This is a genomic window from Candidatus Hepatobacter penaei (assembly GCF_000742475.1).
Taxonomy (GTDB): Bacteria; Pseudomonadota; Alphaproteobacteria; order Holosporales; family Hepatobacteraceae; genus Hepatobacter; species Hepatobacter penaei.
This window is the reverse complement of the sequence record NZ_JQAJ01000004.1, coordinates 3,602-15,807: the sequence shown is the minus strand read 5'-3', so window position 1 is coordinate 15,807 and position 12,206 is coordinate 3,602. Positions and strand designations below refer to the sequence as shown.

Below are 12,206 nucleotides of genomic sequence, written 5' to 3'. Positions count from 1 at the left end.
CCGGTGATATACCCTGTGCCGGTGATATACCCTGTGCCGGTGATATACCCTGCGCTGAGGGGGCAACGTGCGCTGATGGCTCAGGCCCAGCTTCTTTGTCAGGGGCGTTCATGCCCCAACTCTGTGCGGCCATCACAGCGCTTGCCACGCTGACCTACGCCAACCTTAAGCAAGTGTTCCTCAGCCCGGCGCGAACGGTTTCTAAGCTATGGTTATACAAATGCACCATGATCTATCCTTCTTAACAAAAAATACAAGGAGTTCGGCTCCGAAGACAAAGAATTTATGCCTATTTGTCAACAAAAACAAAGACAACGCGCACATCTCTGACCAGAGGGCGGCATGTTACATGAGGTTCTTGCGTAGATGCACGCAGGCTGCGCGTAGGGTTAGGCTGCCTGAGGCGGATGGGCCTCCAGGGCGGCCAGCATATCTGTTAAGAGGGCGGCGAGAATGTCTGTTAAGGGTTCGATGGCGCGCACCTGGCCCACGCTTTGGCCGGCCATGAGAGAGCCGTGCTCCACATCCCCTTCACACACTGCGCGCCTGAGCGCGCCTGACCAAAAATGTTCAATCTCAAGCTGGCCTTCTTGGCGCGTGATGTCACCCTTGTCAAAACGCGCGATGACGTCTTTTTGTTTGTCCATAAACGCTTGCATCCCTTTGTTTTTGAGGGCGCGCACCGGAATCACAGGAAAACGGGGGTCTAGCTGCTGCGACACCACCGCATCTCGGGCATGGGCGCGAATAAAGGCTTTTTTGAAGTTGGGGTGGGCCGAGGATTCTTCGGCGCATACAAGGCGCGTGCCTAACTGACACCCAGCAGCGCCCATGTGGAGATAACTCATCACCATGGACCCACTGCCAATGCCGCCTGCGGCAAAGACGGGCACGTCTGTGATGGTCGGCAAAATTTCTTGGGCCAACACCGAAGACGACACAGGGCCAATGTGCCCGCCAGCTTCTGTGCCCTCAATGATGAGGGCCTCAGCACCAGCCTGTACGAGTCGTTTTCCCAGTGCCACCGTGGGCGCGAAGGCCACGGGCTTACCACCATAGGCGCTCACGCGGTCCATATGTTCGCGCGTGGGAAGGCCGCCGGCAAAAAACACATGGGAAATCTGTTCTTGTTGGCAAACGTCGATCATTTCTTCAAGTTTGGGATGCATCAAAATGAGGTTGACGCCGAAAGGCTGCGTCGTGCGCGCTTGGGTTTGCTGAATCATGCTTTGCAGCTGAGAAGGAGACATGGCGCCCGAGGCCAACACGCCAAAAGCCCCCGCATTCGACATAGCCGCCACAAGCGGCGCATCCGAAACCCATGTCATGGCGCCGCCCAAAAGGGCCAGGGGTGTGCCGAGAAAATCGGTTCCCTTTTTCCATGTGGAGGCCAGGGTGCGCCAAGCCTGAGGGTGATTGTGAAGAAAAGGATAGAGGGTCTCAAGCATGAGGCAAAATGTCAGAGTGTTCTTCTTGTTTGTGTGGATAGACGTGTGTATGCAAAGAGGCCATGGTGTCTGCCGCTTGGGCTGTCGGCAAAAAGAGGGACCACAACGGGCCACGTTTGCAGGTTTCGTTCATAGGCTCGCGTATATAAACATCTTTGCGCGTGCGGAGGTCATCCATGCACACGCGCCATACCTCTTTTTTACCTTCTATGAAACAAGAAAGCAAGCTGTAGGCTTGTTCTTGAGGCGCGGTGCTTGCGGAAAACATATGTTTGTTTTGTGTCCATAAAGGCCGCGTTATCAAGGTGTGTTGTTCTTTTTCCATCATCACACAGGCATGGGGATGCGTGCGCGCAAGATGCTGGGTGAAAGCGCAGGTGCTGGCAGGGGTGTAGAGCGCCATCCAGTCATTTTGTTTGGCCATTAATAGGGGCGGGCGCTGTTTGCAGGTGCGTCTCACCCATGTGCCGGGTTTTGTGCTGGTGTCGAGGCGGACATAGATCGGGATGTTTTCTTGGCGCGCATAATCTACAGAGCGGGGATGCAAGACATACGCCCCTTTTTGAGACAGCTGATGCATGGTGTCATAATCAAGCTCGGGGCATTGCCAGGCCTGCGGCACATCGCGGGGGTCGGCCGTATACACGCCTTCTACATCGGTGTGTATATGACATAAGGTTTCTTGATAGCGTTTCGTGCGTTTAAACCATGCGGCTAGGGCGAGCGCCGTGATGTCTGAGCCGCCGCGCCCCAAAGAGGCCACGCGCTTTTCCTTCGTGATGCCTTGAAAGCCGGTGACAACGCTGATGCCGCCCTGGTCCATAAACGCGTGGAGCGCATCAAGGTGGATATGTGTGATACGCGCATCGCCATGCTCGGTGGTGGCTTCGATGGGAATTTGCCACGCCTGCCAAGAGCGGCTTTTTCGCCCGGCTTTTTGTAAACAAAGCGCCATGAGGGCGGCGGCGGCATGCTCGCCAGAGGTGAGGAGGGCATCGTGTTCGGCGCTGGCACAACCTAAGTGAGGAATCGCCAGATCAGACAATCGATCGGTCACGCCCCCCATGGCCGAGGTGACCACAATAAGCGGCTGGTTATGCTGGGCAAAAGACAAAATATGGTCAGCGGCCTGAGCGATCTTGTCAAGTGTGCCCAAGGATGTGCCTCCAAATTTTTTGACCACCAAACTTGCTTTTTCTGAAGACGTCATCTTTTTATGGTTTCTTGTGATAGTATGTGAGGGGGACAAGAGACCCCATAACGCTGCTTAACTTTACTCAGAAAACAGGGCACATGGCAAGAATTATTGGCGAGCAAACCTTTCATGATCATGCGGAGGCGTGGTGGGATGAAAAAGGGCCCTTTGGCATGCTGCACGCACTGACGCCGCTTCGGCTATCTTGGCTGCGCGCGATGTGGGCGCGTCATCAAGGGAGGCCGGAAAAGAGCCTGGTGCGTCCGTGGCTTCAGGGCTTTCATGTGCTTGATATTGGCACTGGGGGTGGGTTGCTTGCGGAACCGCTGGCCAGACAAGGTGCCCATGTGACAGGCCTTGATGCGTTGCCTCAAAACGTGGATACCGCGCGCGCGCACCAGGCCGCAGAGGAGGCAAAAGCGGTGGCAAAAGCTGGGGCAAAGGCTGGTGCGAGGTCTGAGGGCCAAGAGGGGGGTGAAAAAGGAAGGCTCGATCTCACGTATCACGCGCTGTCTCTTGCCGCATATCGCAAACAGCGTCCGGGCCCCATGTTTGACCTTATTGTGGCGTTTGAGGTGATTGAGCATACCGAGGATCCTTTAGACTTTTTGTCTGATATTGACGATCTTCTCAAACCAGGAGGGCTCTGCTTGCTATCCACCCTCAATCGCACGGTGGCATCAGCCGTGAAGGCCATTGGGCTGGCGGAGTATGTGCTGGGGTGGATTCCCAAAGGCACCCATGCCTGGGAGGCTTTTTTAACACCGGGTGAGTTGGCGCATTGTGCAGATACCTTAAATTGGGAGGTCATGGACGTTCAAGGGGTTGATTATGCGCCCAGAAAAAAAGCATGGATTTTTTCCAAAAAAATAAATACAAATTACTTTACGGCCTTCTTGAAAAATGAAAAAGAATCGTTAAGATAGATAACTATGCGACCTCTTTTTAGACATTCCCTCTCTTTTTCAGAACGGGTTTTTTCGGCCTTTTGTGTCTTAAAACAAGGGGTTCACCGGGTTGTTGTGTCGTGGCGGCGTGTGGCTGCCATTTGTGTTATTTAGCAAAGGAAAAGGAATGTCGTTGCCCTCTCCGCTCCCACGGCTGAGTTTTGCTCATGCCAAAGAAATTGCCTCTCTTCCCAATCTTGTGGAATTGCAAAAAAAATCTTATGACTGGTTCTTGCAAAAAGATGTGGACCCAAAAAAAAGGAAGAGGGAGGGCCTTGAGGCCATTTTCCAAGATTTTTTCCCCGTCAAAAGCTTTTCAGGTCATGCGCAGCTAGAATTTAGCCACTATGTCCTTGAAGAGCCTAAATATGATGAAGGTGAGGCGCGCAAGAAAGGCGCCACTTATGCAGCGCCGCTGCGTGTAGCCTTTCGTTTGGTGGTGTGGTCGGTGGATGAAGAGACAGGTCACCGCGCCATTGAATCTATCAAAGAGCAAGATGTTTATATGGGCGATATTCCGCTCATGACCAAAAATGCCACCTTTGTGATCAACGGCGTTGAGCGGGTGGTGGTGTCTCAGATGCACCGGTCTCCGGGCGTGTTTTTTGACCATGATCGCGGGCGTACCCATGTGTCGGGAAAGCATCTTTTTTCTGCGAGTGTGCGTCCGTTTCGTGGGTCATGGCTTGACTTTGAGTTTGACGCCAAAGACATGCTTTATGTGCGCATTGATAAGAAGCGCAAGTTCCCCGTCACCACCTTATTGATGGCGTTGTCTGATGTGGATGGCGCTGAGGGCGTGTCATCGCAACAGGGGTTTTCGAGGGAAGATATCCTGCACGCTTTTTATGATGAGTTGACGTACGAGCTTGATGGGGATCATGCCACATGCCCGTTTGTGCCTGATTTGTGGCGTGGGGTGAAACTCTCTGAGCCATTGGTTGATGGTAAGACAGGGGATGTGCTGGCGCCCAAAGGTAAAAAAATGACGAAGGCCACCCTTAAGGGGATTGTGGAGGCCGGTGTTACAACGTTGCGGTTTGAAAAGAAAGACCTGGTGGGGCGTTATTTGGCCAGAGATTTTCTGAATGAGGCCACCGGTGAGGTATATGCAGAGGCAGGGGATGAAATCACCGCTGAATTGCTTGACAAGTTCGCAGGGCTAGGCATCACACGCGTTGGCGTGTTGGATATTGACCACGTCAAGCGTGGTGGTTATTTGCGGGACGTTTTGATGTCAGATCGTAACAACTCTCGCCAGGAAGCGTTGTTTGAGATTTATCGTATTTTGCGCCCTGGGGATCCCCCCACCTTTGACTCGGCGGCGGCTCTTTTTTATGGCCTCTTTTTCGATCCTGAGCGGTATAATCTTTCGGCGGTGGGGCGTATTAAGATGAATGCGCGCCTTAAAACGGATGTGCCTGAAGAACAGCATTTTTTATCTAAAAAAGATATTTTTGGCATCGTGCGGGTGCTGCTTGATTTGCGAGATGGTCGTGATGCCATTGATGATATTGACAGCCTCTCCAATCGTCGTGTGCGCGCGGTGGGTGAAATGTTGTCGGGGCAATATCAGTTGGGCCTGCTGCGGCTTGAGCGCTCGATCCAAGAGCGTATGAGCAACCTGGATGCTGAGGATTTGGTGCCGCAAAACGTGTTGAATGCTAAGCCCCTCACAGCTGTGTTGAGAGATTTTTTTGGCAGCTCGCAGCTTTCTCAGTTTATGGACCAAACCAACCCTTTGTCAGAGGTGACCCATAAGCGGCGTTTGTCAGCCTTGGGCCCTGGCGGGCTGGCCAAAGATCGGGCCAGTATTGAGGTGCGTGATGTTCACCCCACTCACTATGGCCGTGTGTGCCCTGTGGAAACGCCAGAGGGGCAGAGCATCGGGTTGATCAACTCCATGGCGTCTTATGCCCGGGTGAATGATTATGGTTTTATTGAAACGCCCTATGCACGTGTGGTAGATGGCCATGTCACAGATGAGGTGGTGTATCTATCAGCTATTAATGAGGGCTCGTACACCATTGCTCAGGGCAATGCGCCGCGCTTGGAAAACGGTAAGTTGACTGAAGACTTGGTGAGTTGTCGCCGACATGGTGAATATGTGTTGACGGCCCCTGAGGATATTGACTTTATCGATGTGTCTCCTAAGCAAATCTTGTCGGTGGCTGCGGCGTTGATTCCCTTTGTAGAAAATGATGATGCCTCACGTGCCTTGATGGGTGCCAACATGCAGCGTCAGGCAGTGCCCCTGTTGAAGCCTCAAGCCCCGCTGGTGGGCACAGGCATGGAAGGCGTGGTGGCCAGGGATTCTGGCTGTGTGGTGATGGCCCGTCGTGCGGGCGTGGTGAGCCAGGTGGATGCTACGTCCATTGTGGTGTTGGCAGATATTGAGCACAAAGAGGGCGCTGAGGTGACGGCGGATGAAGCATCCAATGTCGATATTTATACCCTGTCCAAGTTTCAAAAAACCAATCACGGCACGTGCATGAATCAACGGCCCATTGTGCAGGCCGGTGACCGCGTGACGGCAGGGCAGGTGATTGCCGACGGCCCTTCCACAGACAAGGGTGAGCTTGCCTTGGGGCGCAATGTGACGGTGGCCTTTTTGCCGTGGAATGGGTATGGCTTTGAAGATTCCATCATTGTCTCTGAGCGACTGGTGCAAGATGATGCCTACACATCGATCCATATTGAAGAATATGAGGTGTGTGCTCGTGATACAAAATTGGGCAGTGAGGAAATCACGCGGGATATCTCCGGCATCAGTGAAGAAATGCTGGGCCGCTTGGATGAGTCAGGCATTGTGTATGTGGGGGCTGAGGTGAAGGCCGGTGACATTTTGGTGGGCAAGGTCACACCGAAAGGTGACAACCCTATGACATCGGAAGAAAAGCTGCTGCGTGCCATTTTTGGCGAAAAATCTGTGGACATGCGGGATACATCCCTTAAGATGCCGGCGGGGGCTTCGGGCACGGTTGTGGATGTGCGTGTGTTCTCACGGCGCGGCGTTGAAGCGGATGAGCGTTCTGTGGCCATTCGTAACATGGAAATTCAGCAGCTGATTAAGGAGCGTGACATTGAAAAATCCATTCTTGAATATGGATTTGCGGTGCAGCTGAGAGCGTTGCTGGAAGGGCAGGTGTTGACGGCGGCCCATGAAAACCTTGAGGCATCCACGACATTGACAGCTGAGGTATTGGCGCCTTTGTCCGTGTCTGCGCTGGCAAAACTCTCTGTGAAAGCTGAGGTGTCAAAGCGTGTGAAAGCGCGTTACGACGCCCTGGCACCCTTGCTTACGGCCATTGATGAGCGTTTTGAAAAGAAGGTGGAGCGCGTGCGTCGCGGCGATGATTTGCCGGCGGGGGTGCTCAAAACGGTGCGGGTGTTTGTGGCGATTAAGCGTAAGCTTCAAACCGGGGATAAAATGGCCGGGCGTCATGGTAACAAAGGCGTGGTCTCAAAGGTGTTGCCCGTGGAGGATATGCCTTATCTTGAAGATGGAACGCCCGTGGATATGGTGCTGAACCCGTTAGGTGTGCCGTCTCGTATGAATGTGGGGCAGGTGTTTGAAACTAACTTAGGATGGGCGGCCAAAGGGCTGGGCCATCGCTTATCGTCTTTCTTAGCGTCGCAGGTGGATGCTGAAACCTTCGATTTTGAGGGGTTAAGAGCCCTGTTGAAAGAGTTTTACGCGCTAGCCCCGCGCCATGATATGGTGAAGCGGATTGACAAAGCTTCCCCTGAAGAATTGTTGACATGGGCGGTGGGTTTTTCAGGTGGTGTGCCCATGATGAGCCCCGTGTTTGAGGGTGCTAAAATGGAAGGGATTGGCAAGGCGTTGGATGTGGCTGGGCTGGATTCTTCGGGTCAATCCACCCTTTATGATGGACGCACCGGTGAGCCCTTTGATCGCAAAGTAACGGTGGGCGTTTTGTATATGCTCAAACTCCATCACTTGATTGATGAAAAAATGCATGCTCGTTCTGTGGGGCCCTACAGTTTGATCACCCAACAGCCCTTGGGGGGGAAATCAAATTTGGGTGGCCAGCGTTTGGGTGAAATGGAGGTGTGGGCTCTTGAAGGCTATGGCGCTGCCTACACCTTGCGAGAAATGTTGACCATTAAATCTGATGATACAGAAGGGCGCACCAATGCTTATGAATCTATTGTCAGAGGGGACACGCGCTTTTCGTGTGGTGTGCCGGCCTCGTTCAATGTGTTGGTTAAAGAGTTGCGGGCGCTTGGGTTAAACATGGAGTTTTTGAATGAAAATGAGGCTAAGGCCTATGCTGAAAAAGCTGAATAGTATGAGCGTTGTTGTGTTGAAAAAGATCAAGAGTGAGGGGTGTCAATGAGCCAGCTTAAACCATCTCCAAAAAAAGATGTGTCACAGACCATGGGGCTAGACTTTGATGCAGTCCGTATCTCTATTGCCAGTCCAGAGCAAATGCGTTCTTGGTCGTATGGCGAGGTGAAACGCCCCGAAACCATCAACTATCGTACCTTTAAGCCTGAGCGGGACGGACTGTTTTGCTCACGCATTTTTGGTCCTGTCAAAGACTACGAGTGTTTGTGTGGCAAATATAAGCGCATTAAGTTTCGCGGCATTGTGTGTGAAAAATGCGGTGTGGAGGTCACGTTATCTCGCGTGCGCCGCGAGCGTATGGGCCATATTGAGCTGGCTTCTCCTGTGGCGCATATTTGGTTTACCAAATCTTTGCCCAGCCGCATCGGTACGCTGCTTGACTTGACCACAAGAGAGCTGGATAAAATCCTCTATTTTGAGGCGTATATTGTCATTGAGCCGGGGCTCACACCGCTTAAACCGCGGCAAATTCTTTCGGAAGAAGAGTTTGTGGACGCCCAAAGAGACTATGGTGAGGAAAATTTTGAAGCCCTCACGGGCGCAGCGGCCCTTAAAAAGCTGTTGATGCAACTTGATTTGCCGCAAAAACGTCAAGAGCTGATGGATGAACTGGATTCTGTCAACTCTGAGGTGCGGCGCAAGAAAATCATCAAACGCTTAAAGCTGGTGAACGCCTTTTTGTCTTCGGGTGTGCGTCCTGAGTGGATGGTACTTGATGTCATTCCGGTGATTCCTCCTGAGATTCGTCCACTTGTGCCCCTTGATGGGGGCCGTTTTGCGACAGCAGATCTTAACGATCTTTACCGTCGCTTGATTAACCGTAACAACCGGTTAAAAAAACTGTATGAGTTAAAAGCTCCATCCATCATTATCCGCAATGAAGAGCGCATGCTTCAAGAAATTGCTGATGCCCTTTTGGACAACTCGCGGCGTGGGCGCCCTGTGGTGGGGGCGAACAAAAGGCCTCTTAAATCCTTATCGGGGTCACTGCGTGGTAAGAACGGTCGTTTCCGTCAAAACCTTTTGGGAAAACGTGTGGATTATTCAGGCCGGTCTGTGATTGTGGTGGGTCCGCATCTCAAGCTTCACCAGTGCGGTTTGCCCAAGAAAATGGCCTTAGAGTTGTTTAGACCGTTTGTTTATAATCGCCTTGAAAAATATGGTCTTGCCCCCACGGTGAAGGCTGCCAAGCGCTTTGTGGAAAAAGAACGTCCCGAAGTGTGGGGCATTTTGGAAGAGGTGGTGAAGGGGCACCCTGTGCTTCTTAACCGTGCGCCTACGTTGCACCGTTTGGGCATCCAGGCTTTTGAGCCCGTGCTGGTGGAAGGCAAAGCCATTCATTTGCACCCGCTGGTGTGTAAGGCGTTTAATGCTGACTTTGATGGTGATACGATGTCTGTGCATGTGCCCATTTCCACAGAAGCCCAGCTTGAGGCACGCATCTTGATGATGTCCACCAACAATATCCTCAGCCCCTCCGATGGTAGCCCTGTGATTATCCCGTCTAAAGACATGGTACTGGGCCTTTATCACTTGACGTTGGCCGAGAAAGAAAAAGAGGGTGACTTGCCGTGCTTTGGTTCTGTGCCCGAGGTGGAGCATGCCCTTTTTGCTAAGAAAGTCAATTTGCATACGCAGATCTCCATGCGTTTGTCGTCGGGGCGTATGGTGACCACCACGCCTGGGCGCGTGATTTTGGGTGAAATTTTGCCTCAACATCCAGATATTTCTTTTGACCTCATCAACAAGGTCATGACCTCAGCGGATGTGGGCGCGTTGATTGAGCGCGTTTATCGAGCCTGTGGACAGGAAGCCACGGTGGCCTTGGCTGACGACCTGATGGCTCTTGGGTTTAAGTATTCCACACTCTCAGGTGTGTCTTTTGGTAAAGACGATTTGATTGTACCGAAGGAAAAGGAACAATTCATTCAAGACACATGGGGATTGGTGCGTGAGTATCGCCAGCAATACCTTGACGGGTTGATTACGCAAGGTGAGCACTATAACAAAGTGACGGACGCGTGGGGTGATTGTACAGAGAAAGTGGTGGATGCCATGCTCAGCAATCTCTCTAAAGACACAACCCCAGACCATATGAATGCGATTTATATGATGGCACACTCCGGTGCGCGAGGCTCTGTGGCCCAGATGCGTCAGCTTGCTGCTATGCGCGGATTGATTGCCAAACACTCAGGCGATATTTTGGAATACCCCATTACCTCTAACTTTGCGGAAGGCCTTAAGGGGTTTGAATATTTCAATTCCACCCATGGTTCGCGCAAAGGTTTGTCAGATATGGCCTTGAAGACGGCCAACTCGGGATATTTAACGCGACGTCTTGTGGATGTGGCGCATGACTGTGTGGTCTTTATGGAAGATTGCGGCACGCGGGAAGGTATTTTGGTCCAAGCGGTTGTGGAAGGGGGTGAAGTGCTCACGTCCTTAGAAGACCGTCTGTTTGGGCGTGTGCTGGCGGAAGATCTTAAAAACGAAGCCGGTGATGTGGTGGTCAAAGCAGGAACCATGGTGGATGAAAAGGTGCTGGTGAGTATGGCGCCTTTGGGGCTTGATGCTGTGAAAATACGTTCAGCTTTGACCTGCGAAGCACCGCGAGGGATTTGTGCGCAGTGTTATGGCCGTGACATGACCCGTGGCCACAGGGTGTCTGTGGGAGAAGCGGTGGGCGTGATTGCTGCCCAATCCATTGGCGAGCCAGGGACCCAGCTTACGTTACGTACCTTCCACTTAGGGGGGGCGGCACAAAAAACGGCGGAAGATTCTCAAGTCACAGCTTCTCACGATGGTCGCATTGTGTTTGAGGTGCAAGATACCGTCACCAATTCTGCAGGAAATATTGTGGTGGTGGCGCGTTCCATGGATGTATGCCTTGTGAATGGTGAGGGCGCAGAGCTGGCCCGGTATGAGCTTCCCCATGGTGCACATGTGGTGGTCTCTCATGATGCAAAGGTGAAAAAGGGCGATAAACTTGCGGAGTGGGCCCCTTATACCATGCCGATCATCACAGAAAAGGGTGGTGTTGTCAGGTTTGTGGACTTGAAGGAAGATGTCTCGTTTCGGGAAATCATTGATGAAACCACAGGTATTCCCAAGCGCACGGTGCTGGATTGGCGCCAAACCTCCAAGGGTACCCACTTGCGTCCGCGCATTGTGATTTGCGATAAGGAAGGCCAGCCGCTGGTGCTTTCGAATGGGGCGGAAGCGCGCTATTTCCTTTCTGCTGATGCTTTACTTGAGGTGTCGGATGGCGCCGAGGTTAAGGTGGGTGATGTGCTGGCACAATTGCCACGGGAAACCTCAAAGAACCGCGATATTACTGGGGGTCTGCCCCGCATTGTGGAGCTTGTGGAAGCTCGTCGTCCCAAAGACCCCGCCGTTATCAGCGAATGTGCTGGGCGTATTGAGTTTGGTAAAGACTATAAAACCAAGCGTGGTATTTTGGTGGTGCCGGACGATAAAGAAAAGCAACCTGTCGAATATCTTGTGCCCCGTGGACGCCATGTGCTGGTGCAGGAAGGTGACCATGTCAAAGCCGGGACAGTGATTGTGGACGGCAGCCCTGTGTTGCAAGATATCTTGCGCGTGATGGGCGTGGAATCTTTGGCTACGTACTTGATTCGTGAGATTCAGGAAGTCTATCGTCTTCAGGGTGTGCGTATTAATGATAAACACCTTGAGATTATTGTGCGCCAGATGCTTCAAAAAGTGGAGGTGACCGATCCAGGTGGCACGCTGTATTTGGTGGGTGACCAGGTAGATAAACGTGAGTTTAGAAAAGTCAATCAAGGCATGATCGATGCAGGACGTCAGCCAGCCAAGGCCGTGCCTGTGCTTCAGGGGATCACGCGCGCCTCGTTGCAGACGCAGTCGTTTATTTCAGCGGCTTCGTTCCAAGAAACAACGCGTGTGCTTACAGAAGCTGCGGTGTGGGGCAAGGTTGACTTCTTGTCGGGCCTTAAAGAAAGCGTGATTGTGGGTCACTTGCCTTTTGTGGGCACAGGGTGGGTCATGAGCCAGCTGAAAGCGGAAGCCAAGCAGCCTGTGATAGAAGCTGAGGAAGAGGCATTGCCTGCGGCTGTTCAGGAAGCGGTCGAGGCCGCAGAGCATGATTCAGCCTGACAAAGAACCGCTCGCGTCACTCAATCTTGGGAAGCATCAGGGGCGCTCGTGCTTCTTTCAGCTGGGTGAAGGTTCGTCCTTGTGGCCGCGTCTTTGTTGGGGTGTGT

General features: G+C 52.5%; 6 protein-coding genes. 4 read left to right on the top strand and 2 right to left on the bottom strand.

The window, feature by feature from the left end; all coding sequences use genetic code 11:
• Positions 1 to 245 (top strand): hypothetical protein (locus IG82_RS07275; protein ID WP_216476173.1); only part of this gene is annotated, 245 nt, incomplete at its 5' end.
• A 144-nt stretch (positions 246 to 389) separates the two neighbouring features.
• Here IG82_RS07275 and IG82_RS0105895 read toward each other — a convergent pair.
• Together IG82_RS0105895 and IG82_RS07015 are read right to left on the bottom strand one after the other, a co-directional pair.
• On the bottom strand, positions 390 to 1,448 hold the full coding sequence (locus IG82_RS0105895; RefSeq protein ID WP_052545764.1) for an NAD(P)H-dependent flavin oxidoreductase: 1,059 nt from the start codon (positions 1,446 to 1,448) through the stop codon (positions 390 to 392).
• Positions 1,441 to 2,658 (bottom strand): amino acid kinase family protein, encoded by a 1,218-nt coding sequence (locus tag IG82_RS07015; RefSeq protein WP_156095421.1) that lies wholly within the window; start codon positions 2,656 to 2,658, stop codon positions 1,441 to 1,443. Before IG82_RS07015 ends, IG82_RS0105895 begins: the two co-directional genes overlap by 8 nt.
• An 83-nt stretch (positions 2,659 to 2,741) precedes the next feature.
• Between IG82_RS07015 and ubiG the strand changes: the two genes are divergently transcribed.
• The 3 genes from ubiG to rpoC all read left to right on the top strand — a co-directional run bounded on the left by ubiG (position 2,742) and on the right by rpoC (position 12,099).
• Entirely contained in the window at positions 2,742 to 3,569 is an 828-nt protein-coding gene (gene ubiG / locus IG82_RS0105885) for a bifunctional 2-polyprenyl-6-hydroxyphenol methylase/3-demethylubiquinol 3-O-methyltransferase UbiG (protein ID WP_052545762.1), read from the top strand.
• Between the two features lie 154 nt (positions 3,570 to 3,723).
• The gene (gene rpoB, locus IG82_RS0105880) at positions 3,724 to 7,902 is read left to right on the top strand and encodes a DNA-directed RNA polymerase subunit beta (protein WP_245591068.1); all 4,179 of its coding nucleotides are present in this window, start codon (positions 3,724 to 3,726) and stop codon (positions 7,900 to 7,902) included.
• 90 nt (positions 7,903 to 7,992) lie between these two features.
• Positions 7,993 to 12,099, top strand: a complete 4,107-nt coding sequence (rpoC, locus tag IG82_RS0105875) for a DNA-directed RNA polymerase subunit beta' (protein ID WP_052545774.1) — start codon at positions 7,993 to 7,995, stop codon at positions 12,097 to 12,099.
• Positions 12,100 to 12,206 lie beyond the last annotated feature (107 nt).